This is a genomic window from Paenibacillus sp. NPDC056579 (genome assembly GCF_042793215.1).
Taxonomy (GTDB): Bacteria; Bacillota; Bacilli; order Paenibacillales; family NBRC-103111; genus Paenibacillus_S.
Genome location: NZ_JBHTVD010000004.1, coordinates 36,770 through 55,210, shown reverse-complemented (window position 1 = coordinate 55,210; position 18,441 = coordinate 36,770). Strand labels below are relative to the sequence as shown.

The window sequence follows — 18,441 nt, the reverse complement described above, 5'->3', positions numbered from 1 at the left end:
GAACACCGGAACGGGGGGATTTCTTATCCGCCTTTCTCTTTGGATGATGGAGCCTATCCCTTGATACCTATAACGTACCTAACAGGATCGCTTGTGCTTATTAGCTGAAGCCTGGTCTCATTAACGATGGAGGCCACTAAGCTTCCATTGGCCGTAGCCACGTTAATAAAATCCGTACCCGGCCGAAAGCCGGACGTGGACCAGCCCCGCGCCGTTTCATGCCGTAAATTCCCCGTCGACACTGCGCCGGTAGCAATAATGACCGACTTAAAATTCCGTATGTCTTCGTTCAGATCAATCGTTCCGCTGCTCACATTTAATACCCCTGTCAGGAATTGCTCCGAAGGATTGGCAGACACCAACGTTCCGGCCCCATCATCCATAATGGAACCGTTCGATCCGGGTAAGCCGAAGTTACCGCTTATCACGGTTCCGCTGCTGCTGGGTTTGATCAGTACCAAATAGCTATAATTGCTGCTGAAGCCGCCATTGTTGACGATATTGGAACTAAGATTCGATTCGCTGCAGCCATCCAGATGAATGCCGCTGTAGAGACCGTTCCCCTGCTGAGAAACTCCCCGTAATATATTGTTTTTTGCGGTGAGACGCGTCACAGTACTTGAATAAATACCTTCCCTTTTTACATTGAACACCGTATTGTCCGCAAGAAAAATATCCTGCCCCTTGATGATACGCAGTGCTGTATTCGCGATATCCGTTATTACATTGTTCGAGACGGTAATGTTAGCGGGCGGGTCCGTAATATCGCTCGCCGTCGCAATAACGATTCCGTGGAATCCTGTCCCGCGCAGCACATTGTTGGATACGATCGTATTCTTGCACGAATAGATCGGGATCCCGTGGCCTCCGACATTCGATATCGTATTGCCCGATACGACGGAATTATAAAAGCTCTCCGGTCTAATAGCGACATCCGCTAGGTCGGCAAAGTGGTTATTGACGATGCGGATATTTTCATGAAACACTTGCTTTCCCTCGCTGTTGTATTTAGAGCCGTGAGCGCCAACGCCGCGGTGTCCGTTCGCAAAGGTACAGCCTTCTATTAATACGTTCTGGCAAGGCGTATCGTCATAGGCCCCGAAGCTAGGGAATGATTCCTTGGATGCGAAATCGATCTGTACCATTTCAAACATTCCGGATGTTGTAATGATTTGATTTTCGAACCTGCAATGGAGCAATGTTACATTTTTACTGGAGTTAAACTCTATGATATGACCGTTATGCCCGTTAACAAATCGGACCCGTTCGATGTGAATGCCGTCAGCGTGGCCGATGGCAAACGCCATGAATCCTCTGCTTGGATCGGAAGGCAAATTCACATCTGCACACAAATCGATAGTTCCTCCGATGACGGTAATATTGCCTTCTCCGCCGTAGCCTGATGCATAATTGGCATTGCCCAGTTGTCCGTTGACGAACAGCTTCAGGTTGCTATTCGGAATGCCCATTTTTTTAAGTATAGCGTGATCGTCCATCAGGATGGTCGTATTTTTATATAGCTGCAAAGGACGCGTAATAATATAGGAGCCTGCCGGGATATAACAAGTGCCGAAGCCATTAACCTTAATTTCCTGCAGCACGGTCTCAAATGCCTTCGTATCATCCTGGACACCGTCTCCTGCCGCACCATAATGAGTCACGTCATAATAATGACCCGTGCCCGGATCGCTGTCTTTGCCGCCTCCATACACGGATTTAGTAACGGACGCGGACACGATGCCAGGTGTGCTTGAATAAATAGCGTTACCTCCCATGGTCATAGCGACCCCGACCGCTCCGATCTTTCCTATGGAGGAGAGCAGCTTTCTCCGGCTGATTCGAGTAGATTCTTGTTCTTTATCCAGCATGAGGATTACCTCCATTGTTCCAGAGTTCTATTACTTTTTGGTAAGCTCGGATATTTTCTGGTTGAGTTCTTCTTCGGCTTCCCTAAGCGCTGTGTTCATGTCCTTCTTGCCGAGTACGAAGTCGTCGTAATATTTGTTCAGAATATCTCTTGCCGTAGTGTAATAATCGCTGAAACGAGGTGCTGGAGCAGGCGTGCTTTTGAAAAACGCCGGAATATTTTTCCCTTGGGCATACGGAATATCTGCAGCGAACTGCTTCTGCATCTCCGGATTTATGAGCGGACTGGGGACGGGTCTTTGCCGGGAAGCAAGCAATTGGACTTCATCGGAGGTAAACACCTCGATAACTTTCATTGCCGCGTCTTTATGCTTGCTTGTTTTGGTCGCTCCGATCACTGCGAAGTCAACCATACCGTATACATTCGGCATTCCGCTGTAGCTAGGATACTGCACCATGTCCCAGTTGAGTCCTTCATTCGTCGCATCCTTCAACCGGTCGATAATGTTGATCGTGGCCAGCATGGCGATATTCCGCTCCTTCATGAACCGGACGATCCCCCCGCCGTTCAGATCCGTTGTTTTCTTGGGAATGTTCCCCGGTATCGAATACATGCCTTGCGCGACTTGAAATACTCTGCGCCACTGATCGTTGTTGACTTCCGCTTTATTCGTCCTACCGTTCAAAATGACTAGGGATAACGGGAATGCCAAACGAGTCGCATGCTCCGGATCCAGGCCGTAATATTGAATGCCACCGTCCTGTCTGGTTACTTTCTTTGCCAATTCAATCGTCTCTTCCCAGGTCATTCCGTCTTTAGGGTAGGGAACGCCGAACTTATCGAAAATATCCTTGTTGTAATACAGCGCGTTGGCTTGCCTGTAATATGGCAGCCCATATACTTCTCCCTTCTCGGAATATTCTTTAAGAGCATTGATGTAGAGCGGGTCGAACCGGTTCAGATCGATATTATTTGCCTTCGCATACGGTGTAATGTCTTCGACTAAACCGACTTGCATCAGGTTGCCCAAGTAGCCTTGAAACTCGGTGTAAAGGTCAAAGCTGGCTCCGCCGGCCACCAAATCTTGAATCCCTTTGCCTTTTTTGACAATATTGACCGTAATGTAAGGGTACTTTTTCTTCAGCGGCTCATGCAGCAGCAAGTTCCACAGCTCGTCGGAAAGATCCTGGCCTGCAAACAGATTTAAGGTCACCGGTTCTTCCTTCCCCTTGGCGGCTTCCTTTCCCCCTGCCTCCGACTTGCTGGAATCCGATTGGTTCTCGGCAGCCTGATGCCCCTGACTACAACCGGCAATCATAGATAAGGTTAATATGCTGGAAAGCAGAATAATTCCAAATTTGCGCATATCCGATTCTCCTTCTCCATACAAACTTTACTAAATATCCGAACGATATGTACCCATTATTATTATGAAGTAGTCCGCAATCTTCTCTTTTGCAAATAAGTTGCCAAGTGCAATGGCCAGTCCGTCTGAATAATGTCTGCGCCCATATCCAGAATCCTGCCCCATCCTTCATCTTCGTTGACCAATAAAGCGGTATCGTCGTCACTTCCCAATGTTAGAACCGTCGAATCGTTCAAACGGATGGCGTTCAGCCAGACGAGCAAGCTTCTCTTCTTTAAGTCCTTGATGATTTCCAGGTTATAGAAATCGCTTTGTTCCGAGCTTATGATAACTTCTACCCCTACCGTATTAATGTTTCTTGCAAGCACTTGGTTCAATTCCCGTGCGTTTTTTACTATCGGAATATACATCACCGGCACATCGTATTGCTCGAGCACATCCAAATACGTTTCCTTTACAGGACTCTTCACTATGATTTGATCGAACATCGAGCGTTGTCTAACGAGCTCAAATACGTCATCCCAGAAATCCCACGCTCGATCCAGGTTGATCAAGGTATCCCCTTGAAAGTGCTGCAGAACAGCTTCCAGCTCTTCCACCTTTTGCTTGACTTTAAATGAGTTGCCGTTACGATAGCTCAAGCTCTCGATCTCTCGAGAAGACAGTGTTTGAACATTATCTTTACTAAAAAAGAGCCGTTCTTCTTGCCCTTCATGAATGGTGTACAGCTTGCCGTCCGTCGATTTTGCAACGTCCACCTCGATAATATCTCCACCATATTTCAAGGCGATTTCGAAGGCGGAAATCGTATTCTCGATAATGTTTCCCCCGCCACAGCCGCGGTGGACGGCGATTAGCACATCCTTGACCCGTTTTCTTTCGATTAACTTTTTAGTAATATCCGATTTATTCATCGATCAACCTCCTAAGTATTAGTTTCATTGCTCACCGTAATTTAACTACAATTTAGTAAATAATTCAAGTAAAATTGTGATAATAATATATTAATTTTCGGTAAATTTACCGGTAAACAAAACAAAAAGACCCGCAAGGTCCGCTTTCTTCTAACGGCAGCCTCACAAGTCTCTCAGTTCCCAGCGTTTCTGAATGCATGATTGATCAGTGTGATTCCTTGTTCGTTCCACAGCTGTTTCTGATGGTCAATTCGGTAGGAATCATGATTTTATAAGGGATTTCTCTGCCTTTCATTCTGCTCATTAGCAGCTGTACCCCTGCCCGTCCCATTTCCTCCGAATAGATCTTGACCGAGCTCAACGGACAGCTTGCAAATTGGGCCATTTCCGTATCGTCAAACGATACTAAGGCAACCTGATTCGGGACGCTAATACCTTCATCCTGAAGTGCTTTGAGCGCTCCTACCGCCATCGGGTCACACGCTACTACAAAGGCTTCCGGCAAATGTCCCGATGCAATGGCGCTTTTCATCAATCGATATCCTTCCGACATCGTATATTCGCCAAGATATACATCCGATTCGCGGAACCGTCCCAAATCTTGCATTCTCCGTTTATACGAAATATACCTTTTATCATCCGTTTCGATCGTATCGTTCCCGTTCAAATACTCTTTCGAATATCCGCCGATGAAGCCGATGTTCTCATACTTATGGATAAGCAAGTGCTCCAGCACGGACTCCATCGCTTTCTCCAAATCTACTATAACGGAGTCGTAAGCCTGCTCGTCTGGAGAATATCCGACATAGACAATATGATCGGAGCCTTTATTGACATTCTCCACTGTGCTTGGATGGACTTTCCCTACAACCACGATCCCGAGAAATTGCTCGTCAATTTCTTGCTGAGACAGCGTGTTAATGCTATAAATGACAGGGACTAGTCCCAGTTCCTTGCATTCCTTCTCAATTCCGTGTCTGATCGAGATAAAGAATAGATTATTCCCCTCATCTTCAATATGGCATATAAGTACGGCGACCTTATCTGGAGCCGTTTTCTTCTTGTTTTGTTTCGAGCTTTTTCTTTCTTTCTTCACATAGTGATGCTCCCGGGCGATAGCTATTATATTTCTTCTCGTTTCTTCCGTCACGATCAATGTCCGGTCATCGTTCAATACTCTGGAAACCGTAGCTTGAGAAACGTTGGCAAGCTCGGATATTTGTTTTAGCGTTATCACAGCTACTCCTTATACACCTCTATATTTAGTAAACTTATTATATCAAGCCCAAAAAAGCCTTTCAACATTATTACGAAAGTTTACTAATGTTCGAGTCATTTCAATATCCCCGTACTTTGGATATGGACATTCACTTCCGGATTCATAACGACTTCCTTAAACTTTTCGTTCCAATCCAGCCTTTTCCACATTTCATTATGGTGGGCTCTCAGCCTTCTGCCGATTCCCAAGACATCGCTATTGGCCTGCTTTAATTTACCTGCAACGTCTTTTGCCCGCTGACCCAGGCTTGCATTCAATTCTTCTTCCAAAGCCTTGCGATCGATCTCTCGGCCTATGCTGGTTGGGGAGCTCCTGACTTCCCCATAGAGATCTAGCTTAAGAATGCATTGGATCGCTTCCGTGTTAGGCTTTACGGAGACATCGAACGCCCTCTTCATAGCCCGTACTTCGAACGAGATGATATTGCTCATTGTGTCTTTTCGTTGGCCGGCTTCGTCACTCTTAACGGGAATGCTTAAATAAGCCAATTTGGACAGCTTGTCCATCATCAGCATCAGCATACAGCTTTCTTCACGAGCCAGCGTCACTCCCGTAAATTTATCGCCATGAAACAATCCGGTAGTGTCGATAATCAGATGGTTTTTCTCTATCTTTCGAATGACAGGCATTACGGCATCCGCCGCTTCGTCAGGAAGTGTGTTCATCCATAACGTATATAGGGTCTGCTTGGGGACGATGGATTTGTAGGTTGCACCAAGGATCATTTGCTTGATATCAAACGAAACGGGGTTGCTTTCCGTTAATTCAGCCGAGATGACTTCTGAAGCCAAGCCTTTGCTTATGATAATATTTCCGTTCAAATAGGCTTTCCTGCTGCGGTAAAAGGATTCTAACGGTGCAAAGATCCCCCGCTTCGCCAGCTCTTCTCCGATGATAATGACATGAGTTTTACTTACATCGATGGTACCTGGCAGCATACCGTCGATTCGGTCGCCTACCCGATTCACGGAATCGCCCGTTGCTTGAATCATTTCATCCTTTATGTCGAACTGACCTGCCCCCCTGCTTTTTAACACGGCGGCTCTGACCGTCCCGGTTATTTGTCCGTTCGGAGCGGCATCCATCCCTATCCCGGTAACCATCTTTTTGTTAGTTAAATAGGATACATCCCAACAACCCGACAAGGTCATGATAGAAAACACCAGACCTATGAACAATGACCGTTTCGTTCTCATGCCGCCCCCCGGTTCCCGCTATTTTTGATCACAAAGGACATCAACCACATGAGCAGCGGAATCACAGCAATCATCAACAGGTACCCGCTTTCCAGCCATGTGCTGAATGGATCCAAATTTTCTACAGTCGTTAAATACATTCCGATGATATAGACCAATATACCGCTTATCCGAACGATGACCCGATAAGTGCTCTGGCTGGCGGCCAGACTGTAACCTGCCATACTCAAGTACGATATGATCGTAGCCGTCATCGGAATAATCCAGATCGTCAAGAAGATGAGATCCAAACCGTCAAATAGCTGATTCGTAAACCCTTTAAACAAAAACAATACGGGCTCATTCACCTGCTCTAAAGCTTTGGAATTAAAATTGATCAAGCAGATAAGGACGAAATACGCATAAAACAGCGTTACCATGATATTGGAAAAGGAGCTTATTCTCAGTAACCCTCTTGGTCTTCCATCTACTTGGGAAAAGAAGACCAGGATTACTTCGAAACCGAGCATGGAAAAAAACGTTTGCCTGACGCCATGCAAAATTTGCCCTGCACCGGAATGGCCTACTGGCATAATATTGGAAATGTGAATTTCATTCGAGAACGTTAACAGGCTGAGTAAGAGCAAAATAATGAACATCACTGAGGATAATACAAAAAATCTTGCGATAACGCGCAAATTTTCAACAGCCAGGTACATGCCGGTAGCTATAATAAGCAGAAGCAGCACCCAAGTCGGGGTCAATGGCAGCATCCAATCTTGAATCAATCGAACATAGAGTGTACAAGCATAACCTGCAATCATAATAAAAAAAGCATAGTATATCAGGTTCAAACCTTTACCCAGATAGCTCCCGAACATACGCATTATCATCTGGCGCAAGGTGTCATTGGGAAACCGTCTAAACAGCGCCCAGTATATCAGCAGCAGAAGCTGTATGAGGCACCCGGCCACGAGCACGGAAATCCATGCATCTCCTTTGGCCGAGCTCTGAGTCTCCGAAGGTAAGGATAAGAGACCGATTCCAATTTGTGTTTTGATAATAGTAAAAAACAACTGGGATCTGGTTATGGAAATATTCACGTTCGTTTCCACCTTTTGAAGAACGATGCTTGCTTTTGCACTTGTCCATTCGAATGTGTCCAAATGGGAAGGCGAAGCAGTAAATCTTTCCCCTTATTTTTGTCGCGGAAAGGACCGAAAGGTGCGAAAAAAGGCACGCCCAAGGTTTCGATCTTGCACAGGTGAATAAAGATCACCATCATCATCATGGCAATCCCGAAAAAGCCGAATAACGCAGCTGCAAGCATCGTGGGAAATCCCAAGATTCTTAAGCTGGTCCCGAACTCGCTGAGCGGTGTTGCGAATGAGGCGATGGCGGTCAAGGCGATGACGACGATCATGGTGTTGGAAACCAAATTCGCCTCAACTACCGCGGTGCCGATTACCAGCCCCCCAACGATCCCGATCGTCTGAGATATAGGCGAAGGAAGCCGGATTGCAGCCTCTTTCAGGAGCTCGAGTATGAACTGCATCGTAATGGCTTCCATAAGCGGCGGAAACGGAACATAGGTTAACGAAACCTTTATCGAATATAGAATGCCAAAGGGAAGAACATCGGAATGATAGGTCACTACGGCAATATAGAACGCCGGCAGGCTGATCGCCAGAATAAAGCTGATCAATCTAATGAGCCTGAAAAAAGAGCCGGCGATCCATCGATGGTAATAATCATCGGCGGATTGATAAAATGAAAAAAAAGTGATGGGCAATATGAGAACTACCGGGCTGCCGTCGACGATAAGATTGATTTTGCCTTCCATTAAGTAAGAGACGGTCCGATCCGGTCTTCCGCTCTGCAAGGTCTGCGGGAATGGAGAAAGCGGGTGCTCCTCGATCATCTCATCGAGGTTGGCCGCCGAATACAAATAGTCCAGCTCGATGGAGGAAATTCTTTTCTCACACTCTGCGATGATATTCGGCTCGGCTATACCCTCCATATACACCATGGCAATTCGGGTATTTGTGATCCGGCCAAGGGTGTAAAATTTCACTTTTAACCTGGGACTCTTGATCCTTCTCCGAATCAAATAGAGGTTCGTGTTCAAGCTTTCAATAAAACCGTCATGAGACCCTTTCAAAATTTGTTCATTTTTCGGTTCTTCTATGGAGCGCCCCTGCCATTGTCCTGCCGAAATGAGATATGCTTCGTCATGATGCTCCCGAATAACGATACAGAAGCCTTCAAGCAAGGACTTTATGATGTGAGAAAGGCTGGAAGAATGTTTGACCTCGGTGGACGCCGATATTTGATCCATATTTAAGGAGTCTGTATCCAATAGAGGCTTAACCATATTGGATTGAATCATTTCTTGATTTACAAGCGGTTCCAAATACATGAACACACAGCTCTGGCCGCCGCGGTTGAAATATTGAAGCTTCATATCCTCTGTATGCGATACGGCTTTCTGAATTTGCGCGATTTTTTGTTCGATACTACCGGAGATGATCTCTTGCGCTTCCACTGCAGAGGTTTCGGGCTGACAATTGTTTGCTCTTTTGGGCAATCTCCAAAACTTCATCTCTGCACCCCCGTAGTCCAATAATTACCCTTATTATGCGCACTTTACCAAATTATATTTTCCTGAGGAAAAATTCGGGTGACTTGGCAGTCCGTACCCAACGTATCCGTGCCGCATGGCATAAGAAATCGGATCAAGGATGCACCGTAATTCAACGGCACAAGCTTAATCCGATTTTTTCTCCTTTATTTCTTTTCTATTTGCACCGCTTTTTCAATTTCCTCGTCCAGCTCTCGCAACGCAGTGTTCACATCTCCCGAATCCTTCAGGAGAGCGTCAAACTTTTTCGTAGTTAGTGGCTCGGCAATTTCTCTGTACAAGTAGATCGGGTATTTAACCGGTTTGCTTTTGACAATCCCTGCCACATTTTTGTTCTTCAAGGTAGGATCGTTCTGCCCGAACGCTTTTTGTACAGCCTCGCTCTTTAGAGGAGATACGCTGCCTGCTTTGGAAACATTCATTTGCACTTCATCGGAGGTTAACACCTCGATCACCTGAAGCACTTGATCCATATGCTTCGTCGTCGGGACCGCTCCAACCATATAAACTGTTGAGTTTCCATAAGTGTTCGGCCGATCCTTATAAAACGGATGCTGCACGACATCCCAATTCAGCCCCTCTTGCTCCGCCTCTTTAAGCCTGGAGAACAAGTTCGTTTCATTCAGCATCGCTATCGTACGGTCCTTGATGAATCCGTTCACTCTATTCTTATTAGCATCCTTCGACGGTTCATTGCCTGGGATAGAGTAAATTTGTTTTCCGAGCTCGAACACCCGCTTCCAGCCATCAGTCGACATGATCGGCTTCTCCGTCTTATGGTCCAAATATTCCAGACCAAGCGGTTGAGCCATTCTTACGATGCTCCCCAAATCCCATCCGCGATACTGAACGCCGTTATCGACACGCGTCAGCTTTTTCGCCAATTCCAGGGCGTCCTCCATGGTCATCCCGTCCTGCGGATAAGGGACACCGAATTTATCGAATATTTCCTTGTTGTAATACAGAGCGTGAAACCCTGCTTCAATCGGCAAGCCGTACAATTCCCCTTTTTCCGTTGCAGCATATTGAATGTCGTCAAGGTAATTTTGGCCGAAACGGTTCAAATCTACGTGATTTTGCTGAAAAAGAGGTTTCATATCCATGTTGATTCCGCGTTCCTTCAACCCCGGCATGTTCCCGTTAAAAGAAATATAAAGGTCCGGGAGCTCGCCTGCCGCAATAAGCTGGTCATATACTTTAAAGGAGTTGGCACTGATAAGCTCCAACGTAATATGCGGATACTTCTTGGCAACCGGCTCGATATAAAGCCTCTTAAACTCTTCGGTAATGGGCAGATGAACGGCAAACTTCAGCGTAACGGGCGTCGTATCCGCAACCTTCGCCGGAGTTGCTGGCGAATCCCCCTTTTGACTCATCTGCCCAACTTCTTCCCCTCCACATCCTGCTGCAGTAATCATCAAGCATAATGCAAGTAACGCTTTCCAAATGTTCAACGCGAATCATCCTTCCTGCTCTTTAAATGTAACCGCTTACCAAACGTTCCATTACTTTCATCCTAGCTCTCACTTTTAATGAAAATCATCGCCATCCTTTTTCTATTTCGTATTCTATTTCATCATACACAGTAATTAATATCTTGAACATACAAGATTAGATCATGTACAATATACTTTATTTCATAAAAGGAGCGGATGCACGCATGGATGCGCCAGCCTTGTGGGATCAGTCGCTGATCATGATTTCTCATGCCTACTTCGAACGCAAGGAGAAGTTTGAAATGAACTCGGACTCCTATCCCATCTGGATGCTGTTTGCGGTTGAATCAGGCAGGTTCAGGTTTCGGATCGGCGCGGAAAGCGGGGAGATTGGAGCCGGCGAGCTGATCTACTGCCCTCCTGGTTGCATGTTCCATCGCGAAATGGTATCGCCCTTGGAGCTCCACCTTATCGGCTTCGAGTTTGCAAGCCGCCAACTGCCAGCCCACGTACCGCAAGTACCGTCGGTCAAATCCCATCCAGCGGACGGCAAACGGCTCGCTTCGAACTTCGAGTGCTTACGCAAGCTGCATCTAGCGGTTGATCCGCGCAGCGCCTTGCGCAAACAAATGATTCTTAATGATATTTGGCAGCTCACATGCGAGGTTTGGGAAGAAGAGCACCAGCAGGATGAGCTTGTACATTCGGATGACGCATTAATGAACCGGGCAGCGGAATGGCTATCCCGTCACGCTCATACTCCCTTCGGCATGATCGAGCTGTCCAGCTTGCTTGAGCTTAGCCCTGTCCAGTTTACGCGCCGATTCCGCAAATCGTTCCGCATGACCCCTTCGGATTTCGTCAGATCGCTCCGAATCCGCAAAGCGGCCGGTCTGCTGCTCGATACCGATTTGACGCTGAATCAAATCGCCACTCATTGCGGCTATGAGAACGGCTTCTATTTAAGCCGTGTGTTCGCTCAAACGATGGGCATGAGCCCCTCGAAATACCGCGAGCTGAACCGGGTATAAAGCAGTTTCCCTTCCGGGATGCTTGAAGCAGCAAACAAAGAGCCGATCACCATGGCAGCATGATGACCGGCTCCTATACCAATTACTTCGGCAGTATGTTTTCTTCCAAATGCTTGACGCAATCGTAAAGCACATACTCCCACTTATCCCCGTTTTGCAGGACCGTGGTAACGGAAGTGTTGCTCAGCTCGTTACCGGTAGACTCATCCTGCATGAGCTCCTTTAACGTTTGACCCAGAAAGTAGCCATGCGTTACGACAAGTACCTTTTTGCCTGCAAACATGGAAGCGGTATCCTTGATAAAGCGCATTCCGCGCTCCCGCATCGACTCATGCGTTTCCTGGCCCATATCAAGCAATCGCCAATCCTTCCCCCACCGTTCGATGCGCTCCGATTCAATGGTATCGGCGATTTTCCCTCTATCCATTTCTCTTAACCGTTCATCGAAGAAATCGATAGGTTTGCCTATTGCGGCGGAAATAATCTCGGCCGTTTCCTGCGCCCGCTTTAAATCGCTGGAAATAAACACATCCCATGGCTCTTCGGAAAGACGCTTCGCCACTAATGCCGCTTGCGCTCTCCCCGTTTCATTTAGAGGGTTTTGCGTATGTCCCTGTGCTCTCTTCTCGATATTGTGATCGGTAATGCCATGTCTGACGAAAGTAATCGTAGTCATCGGATTCTTCTCCCCTTGCTATCTTAAGGCTGCAATCTCATTCATTTCCAACACTTACAGGAATCTCGGCGGCTGCAAGGATGGAAGACACTGAGCATACTTCTCCTTTTTTCGGAAAATAGGCTTTCACGCCTCTCGTGTTCTGCGATTCCGGGAATTTGCTGTGCAGCGTAATGACCGCTTTGGGAGCAATCCGTTCGATCATATCGGATAACGCCTCCGGATGGGCATGTCCTCCGTTGGACAAGGCATGACCGGTAATGCCGAACGTCTTCAAATATTTGGCCACATCGGCATGCTCGATCTTGACGCTGTAATCCGATTGAATGAAATGAGACGGGGCAACAGCATCGCCAAGTGTTTCCAACTCGATCATATGGGCAAGGTCGGGAAATTTAAAGAAGTACAAGAACTCACTCTTACGTTCAGCCATTTCTTCGAGAGAGACGGTCTCATAGGGAACCGTCATACCTTCCGTCACTGTTGCGTCGACGATTCGGATCTCCACGTCATGGGCGGGATGGCCTTCTAGAATCCGCAGGCCTTCACGGTTCGCCGTGTGCCAGATAACGGCGTGAGTTGCCTCCATAACGACCTTGCGGCCATGCTCTGCAGCGATGGCTATCATATTGGCCATCCGCTCCAAATCCCGCGGCGACATCTGCAAATAGACGAGACCCTCCGCATCGCCTACGATTTGCGAGTACCGGGATAACAGCTCATCCTCCGTCATCTGGTAGGACAACACGGCGGACGGGTCGGAGGTAAGACGGGTTCCTTCGGTTATCAGTAAGTCGATCTGTTTATTGCGGCATAGCTCGATGAACCGGTCAATCTGTTCCGGATGCTTGCCTTGACGGCGCCAATCCCCGGTATAGGCGATTTTGTAGGTTCCATCATCGATAATAATCCCTGCCGCGCCGGTGGCATTATGATCCATCTCGATGATCTGCATCGTAAATTCCCCAAAATCGATGATGCTCAAGTCGTCGCAGGCTTGAATTCGAGCTTTGGTATCCGCGCTGTGTCCCCCCGCTACCATGCCGCGGAACAAGGAGTGGGCGTCGTAGTTCATGTATACGGGAAGATCCGGGTGAACGTAAGGCAGTACCGCCATATGATCCGTATGCATATGCCCGATAAACAGAGAGATGCTCTCATATTGAGGAAAATCACGATCGCCCCATGCACGCCTTACCTTGGACGCATCCAATCCTTTTAGATGCTCAGGATCGTACAGCTCAATCAGCGGCGCAGTCATCCCGCCGAGCAAATATTGACGAAGCTCGCGCCCCGGAGTCGCGGCTACCGGTTCATACAGCGTCAGCTGTTTCGGGAAGAGAAGACTGCTGTGCTCAACGCCCAAATCGAACAGCACGGCCTGCTTCCCTTTACCGTAAAGAATCTGTACACCGCCGGACTTGGCTACGCCGCCCCAAAATATCAATTGCCCTTCCTGCAAAACAATCGCCTCCCATGAGATAGTTTGCAAATAAGCGTCTATTCCACTTCATCCATCTATCCTAAAGCAGCATGTACATCCTCTAAGGAAAGAATAGCTCCATGCTGACGTAATTTACGTCTTATTGTTTGAACGTCGACATCCTCCGGAGCTATGTTCTTCAGTGCGGCTAATGCTGCCCCAATTCCGACGCCCTCACCAACAGCCATACAAGTTGGCATAACTCTTGAAGAACCGAACACAACCGGATCCACGCTTATGCAGCGCCCGCTTAACATAAGCCGTTTCACATCTTTGGAAATCGTTGCTCCATACGTGATGCCGTAAGGTCCGGCAAGGGATCGGATTACCGTCGAATCCCCCGAGCCGCTATGGATATCTATGATATACGAGCCCAGAGCGATCGTGTCATCTGGAATAACTCCATTGACAGCCGCTTCCTCACGCACCATTTGCTTGCCCATAATTCGCCGTGTTTCACGAATGCCCAAGAATGGAGCAATGGAGGATAAATAAGTGTGCTCAAAGCCCGGGACGTGCTCTTTCAGCATTTCGATCAACGGTAAAATCTGTAAGTAAGACTCGATCTCGCCCCTGCTTAGCTCTTCTAGCCTTGTACCGTCAAAGTTCAAGATGCGAATGCAATTCAGAGCAATATACCCTTCTCGCGGCAGGTTGATATAAATAATTGTATCACGATCTATAGGGCATTTGCCTTCTTTTCTGAGCTTCGAGACCATATTTTTCAATCCGACGAATACATGATTCTCGCTTGCCCGCAAAAATTCGGCAGTATAGCCGGGACGGATTTTCATAGACGATCCATGCTTCAGCTCTTCCGGGTGCTCTTGCAGGAAATCCATGAATCGCTCTAGTTCAAAGCCTCCGAGTGTAAACATTAACGTAGGCGGCTGAGTTTCTCCATTGGCATACTGTCCCTTTTCAAATTCAGCTCCCGCCATAAACGCAACGTCGCCATCGCCTGTGGCGTCAACAAATACATCGGCGAAAATTTCTATTTCCTTCCCTTTTCCCTTCACAATAACGGACTTGAGTTCGCCGTTCTCCACGGTAGTACCAATAATTTCACAATGCAATAAAGGACGAACGCCGTATTGCTTCATTTTTTCAAAGATGACGATTTTCATTAAGTTGGGGTCAATGACCGTAGTTGAATTATGCAACGGGCATTCTCGGTGACCGAATGAACCACCCAGCTCGATCAATCGATTCACGATCTCTTGCGGAAGACCTCGTGTTACTTGACGACCTTGGGCATCCAAAAAAGCCAGCAACGGCAAACCGATGGTCATATTCCCGCCTAAAAAGCCTTGACGATCGACGATCATCGTCTCCGCTCCTTCGCGTGCTGCAGCAATGGCCGCCCCTACTCCCCCGGCCCCGCCGCCAAGAACAAGAACTTGCGTTTTGATAGCTTGTCGTTCCGAATGGATTTCCATATTTGACCTTCTTCCTTAGTATCATTGTTCTGAAATGCCATTCATACATTGATTTCACATCTCTATTTCATTATAAAAAGGAGAGAGAGGCCTGAACATACAGTATTCTTTCATGCAGGATGTATTTTATTTCATCATTTTCGCTTGTCATTTCGATTATTTTGCAAAAAAACGCACTAACTCAAATACAGTTGTTGCTTCGTTTCGCCGCTCCCCTTATGATTAAGGTATCGATGACGATGTAAGCGATACCTTAACTCCCACTCTGCCTCTCCGGAAAGGAGCCCTTCCCTTCGATGAACTGGAAATTCCCGTTATTCCGCGCCGGACTGGTTGCGGTTTGTTCTATGCTGTTGATTGTGCTTATCCCATCCCCATATTCCTCCAAGGAAGAAGAGCCGCCGGAAAGCCCAGAGCTCGTTGAATGGTGGAAAGAGCAAGCCGACGCGGCCGAGCGCTCGAATCAGCCCGATATAGCAGCTATCTATAAATCAAGGCTTGACGGCTATGCAGCAAGCCTGAAGCAGCCTCCATCATTAAGCGTTAACAGCGGGTCCCTTCAGCCCGCAGCCGATTCATTCGAAACCGCTCGATGGTTCAAGCGATCGGAGCTTCCTTCCACAGCCAAGACCGAACCGCTTGCCAAATTCGAGCCCGTCTCCGGTACCTACTTGGGGATGCTTGGAGCGGACCGCCGTGTCTCCTACGATGTGACCAAAGTCGATGATGTTTACGGACGGACTCACGCAATGTATCTGGCTTATGTCGGTTGGCGCAAATTTCAAACCGATACGAACTCTTACTTTCCCATCAGACAAGCGGAACGGGTCAAACAGATCGGCGGAGCGCTGCAGATCGGCTGGGAGCCGCGTTTTGGCCTCGAGGACGTCCAAGACGACGAATATGTGCGAACCTTCGCCCGAGAAGCCAAAGCCTCCGGCATTCCGGTCTTCCTCCGGTACGCCTCGGAAATGAACGGCGCCTGGGTGCCATGGCACGGAAATCCGGAGCTTTATATTGAGAAATTCCGCCTCATTCATAAGATTATGAAAGAAGAAGCGCCGAACGTCGTGATGGTCTGGTCCCCTAACTTCGCTCCCGCCAATAATATCGAGGAATATTACCCTGGCGATGACTATGTGGATTGGGTCGGCTTTTCTCTCTATGCCACCCCGCTCTCAAACGGGAAAGAGCAGCTGAAGGGCAGCCTTATCGACACGTTCGCTCCTTTATATGCCAAATACAGCCACAAACCGATTATGATCTCGGAAGGGGCTGTAGCTCATACGGTTTTGACGACGGAGACCGCCTACTTGCCTTGGGCCGAAGGGCAATTGTCGTATATGTATGCGGTTCTGCCCCGAATTTACCCGAAGGTCAAGGCCATCACCTACTTTAATTTCAGCCGCGCGCAAGCGGTACGAAACAAGATGGAATATGTATATGATTTGGGTGAAAATCCATTAACCGACGCATTGTACAAACGGCTTATTCGCTCGGATTGGTATCTGGATTCGGTGGCAGAGGCGAAGACCCCGCCTGACTATACTTACCTCCCTGTTCAGCCGGAAACGGTTGGTGCGGGCTCACATCGGCTATTGTTCCACGGCGAACTGGCGAGCGGGAATGTTCCTTTTGCGGTAGAGCTTTCCCGGGGAGATCGGAGACTGGATATAAGCTACCAGATGCCGTGGGAAATGACTTTGGATGCGGCCGAAGGATCGGCTGCGAAAGAGCCGCTTAAGATCACCGCGTACAACGAGAAAATGGAGCCAGTGGCCGTTCATACATGGGCGAAATAACGCAAAGGGGCTGCCGGTAATCAGATACCGGCAGCCCCTTTGCACCTCAATTAATTGTCTTCACCGTCATACCACGGGTTTAAATGAATCAATACTTCCTCCACGTCACGATGCTGCTCCATGATCGTCTTCTTAATTTTTCGCGAAACATCATGCCCTTCCTGAACGCTTAGGTGCGCAGGAACTCCCACGCGAACATCAATCAAGACGTATTGGCCGAAGGCTCTTGCCCGAATCCGGTCTATCCGTTTTACTTCGTGGATAGAAACAACAAGCCTCTCATACTCCTGTATGGTCTCCGGAGATACCGTTTTTTCCATCAAAACGTCCACAGCTTCTTTTCCCATGTGATAAGAGAGCTTTAAAACAAAGAACGCTACAACCAGCCCCGCCGCTGCGTCTCCGTAGCTCAAGAAAACAATACCGAACTTGTCGCCTATGAGCGCTCCGCCAATCCCGACAACCGCAGCAATGGAAGCATATACGTCAGCCAGATGGTCCAACGCAGTTGCCTCCAAGCTTTTACTGCTCGTCTCTTTGCCAAGCCTCATGCAGTACACATACAACCACTGCTTCCATACTAATGAGATTAAAGCCGCTATCAATGCTATCCAGCTGGCTTCCGCCGCCGGATGAAAAAATGACTCCACCGAGTGATACGCGATGAAAATGGCGGCAAGAGCCATAATAATGGCTACCATAGCGGAGCCTATCAGCTCGCTTTTGCCATGTCCGTAGGGGTGATCGTCATCGGCCGGCTTCTGCGCAACCTTGGCCGAGCCTAACGCTGCCATTGTGGCGATAACATCCCCAGCGTTATGGACGCCGTCTGCTATTAATACCTGGCTATTGAATAAAAAACCTACAATAAGCTTGATCCCGGTCAAAAGTAAATTGCTTATTAAACTTATCCATATTGCAATTACATTCGCCGCTGCCTTCCCACTGCTCACACACCTTGACCCCCAATATCCGATTCGCTGCAATGTTAAAGAATGTTGTCCATGTTAAATCATATGTAACACAATCTAAAAACGACAACGATAGTTATCATAATAGATGGAGTGCGTGTGGGTCTAGAGAAACAGTTTTGTGACCGTGCTTAAATCTGAGCATTAGTAAACAATGTTGTGTCAGCCCAAAATAAATGGCCGAATGCACAGCGGGAAAATCTACAGCTTCGGATAGCTTTGGATAGCTTTGGACATAATTCAAGAATCGTTTGGCCGCCGGTGATACTTGCTTCAACGAAAGTCCGCTTCTTCCTACCAAAGCTGAACAAATGAATGTATGAAAACAAAAAAAACTCCTTCATCAAAAGGAGTTTTTTTG

Annotated in this window: 14 protein-coding genes; 2 read left to right on the top strand and 12 right to left on the bottom strand. The window is 47.7% G+C overall.

What is annotated here, in order from left to right:
* Positions 1 to 53: 53 nt before the first annotated feature.
* From ACFQ88_RS17375 to ACFQ88_RS17340, 8 genes are all read right to left on the bottom strand, one after another.
* Positions 54 to 1,868, bottom strand: a complete 1,815-nt coding sequence (locus ACFQ88_RS17375) for a right-handed parallel beta-helix repeat-containing protein (protein ID WP_379454956.1) — start codon at positions 1,866 to 1,868, stop codon at positions 54 to 56.
* A gap of 30 nt (positions 1,869 to 1,898) precedes the next feature.
* The gene (locus tag ACFQ88_RS17370; RefSeq protein WP_379454955.1) at positions 1,899 to 3,233 is read right to left on the bottom strand and encodes an ABC transporter substrate-binding protein; all 1,335 of its coding nucleotides are present in this window, start codon (positions 3,231 to 3,233) and stop codon (positions 1,899 to 1,901) included.
* Between the two features lie 62 nt (positions 3,234 to 3,295).
* Entirely contained in the window at positions 3,296 to 4,147 is an 852-nt protein-coding gene (locus ACFQ88_RS17365; protein ID WP_379454954.1) for a glycerophosphodiester phosphodiesterase family protein, read from the bottom strand.
* A 205-nt stretch (positions 4,148 to 4,352) separates the two neighbouring features.
* Positions 4,353 to 5,384 carry a LacI family DNA-binding transcriptional regulator gene (locus ACFQ88_RS17360; protein WP_379454953.1) on the bottom strand — a complete coding sequence of 344 codons (1,032 nt, stop codon included), beginning with the start codon at positions 5,382 to 5,384 and terminating at the stop codon, positions 4,353 to 4,355.
* 95 nt (positions 5,385 to 5,479) lie between these two features.
* Positions 5,480 to 6,622 carry a Ger(x)C family spore germination protein gene (locus ACFQ88_RS17355; protein ID WP_239626134.1) on the bottom strand — a complete coding sequence of 381 codons (1,143 nt, stop codon included), beginning with the start codon at positions 6,620 to 6,622 and terminating at the stop codon, positions 5,480 to 5,482.
* Entirely contained in the window at positions 6,619 to 7,704 is a 1,086-nt protein-coding gene (locus ACFQ88_RS17350; RefSeq protein ID WP_379454952.1) for a GerAB/ArcD/ProY family transporter, read from the bottom strand. Before ACFQ88_RS17350 ends, ACFQ88_RS17355 begins: the two co-directional genes overlap by 4 nt.
* A complete protein-coding gene (locus ACFQ88_RS17345; protein ID WP_239626140.1) occupies positions 7,701 to 9,203 on the bottom strand; it encodes a spore germination protein in 1,503 nt (500 codons plus the stop codon). The genes ACFQ88_RS17350 and ACFQ88_RS17345 overlap by 4 nt, the downstream gene beginning before the upstream one ends.
* A 185-nt stretch (positions 9,204 to 9,388) precedes the next feature.
* Positions 9,389 to 10,618 carry an ABC transporter substrate-binding protein gene (locus ACFQ88_RS17340; RefSeq protein ID WP_379454951.1) on the bottom strand — a complete coding sequence of 410 codons (1,230 nt, stop codon included), beginning with the start codon at positions 10,616 to 10,618 and terminating at the stop codon, positions 9,389 to 9,391.
* A 284-nt stretch (positions 10,619 to 10,902) separates the two neighbouring features.
* Here ACFQ88_RS17340 and ACFQ88_RS17335 point away from each other — a divergent pair, with 284 nt between their 5' ends.
* Positions 10,903 to 11,709 carry an AraC family transcriptional regulator gene (locus tag ACFQ88_RS17335; protein WP_239626144.1) on the top strand — a complete coding sequence of 269 codons (807 nt, stop codon included), beginning with the start codon at positions 10,903 to 10,905 and terminating at the stop codon, positions 11,707 to 11,709.
* An 82-nt stretch (positions 11,710 to 11,791) separates the two neighbouring features.
* Here the strand turns inward: ACFQ88_RS17335 and ACFQ88_RS17330 are convergent, their stop codons facing one another.
* The 3 genes from ACFQ88_RS17330 to ACFQ88_RS17320 are packed head-to-tail and all read right to left on the bottom strand — an operon-like array spanning position 11,792 to position 15,307.
* Complete coding sequence (locus ACFQ88_RS17330; protein ID WP_239626147.1) at positions 11,792 to 12,385, bottom strand: histidine phosphatase family protein; 594 nt, start codon at positions 12,383 to 12,385, stop codon at positions 11,792 to 11,794.
* 37 nt (positions 12,386 to 12,422) lie between these two features.
* Positions 12,423 to 13,847, bottom strand: coding sequence for an MBL fold metallo-hydrolase (locus tag ACFQ88_RS17325; protein ID WP_379454950.1), 1,425 nt, complete (start codon positions 13,845 to 13,847; stop codon positions 12,423 to 12,425).
* Between the two features lie 56 nt (positions 13,848 to 13,903).
* Positions 13,904 to 15,307, bottom strand: coding sequence for an FAD-dependent oxidoreductase (locus tag ACFQ88_RS17320; RefSeq protein ID WP_379454949.1), 1,404 nt, complete (start codon positions 15,305 to 15,307; stop codon positions 13,904 to 13,906).
* Between the two features lie 296 nt (positions 15,308 to 15,603).
* On the opposite strand from ACFQ88_RS17320, the gene ACFQ88_RS17315 reads away from it, so the two are divergent.
* Positions 15,604 to 17,109 (top strand): glycoside hydrolase family 26 protein, encoded by a 1,506-nt coding sequence (locus ACFQ88_RS17315; protein WP_379454948.1) that lies wholly within the window; start codon positions 15,604 to 15,606, stop codon positions 17,107 to 17,109.
* A 50-nt stretch (positions 17,110 to 17,159) separates the two neighbouring features.
* Here the strand turns inward: ACFQ88_RS17315 and ACFQ88_RS17310 are convergent, their stop codons facing one another.
* Positions 17,160 to 18,062: a cation diffusion facilitator family transporter gene (locus ACFQ88_RS17310; protein WP_379454947.1), complete on the bottom strand. Its 903-nt coding sequence runs from the start codon at positions 18,060 to 18,062 to the stop codon at positions 17,160 to 17,162.
* Positions 18,063 to 18,441 lie beyond the last annotated feature (379 nt).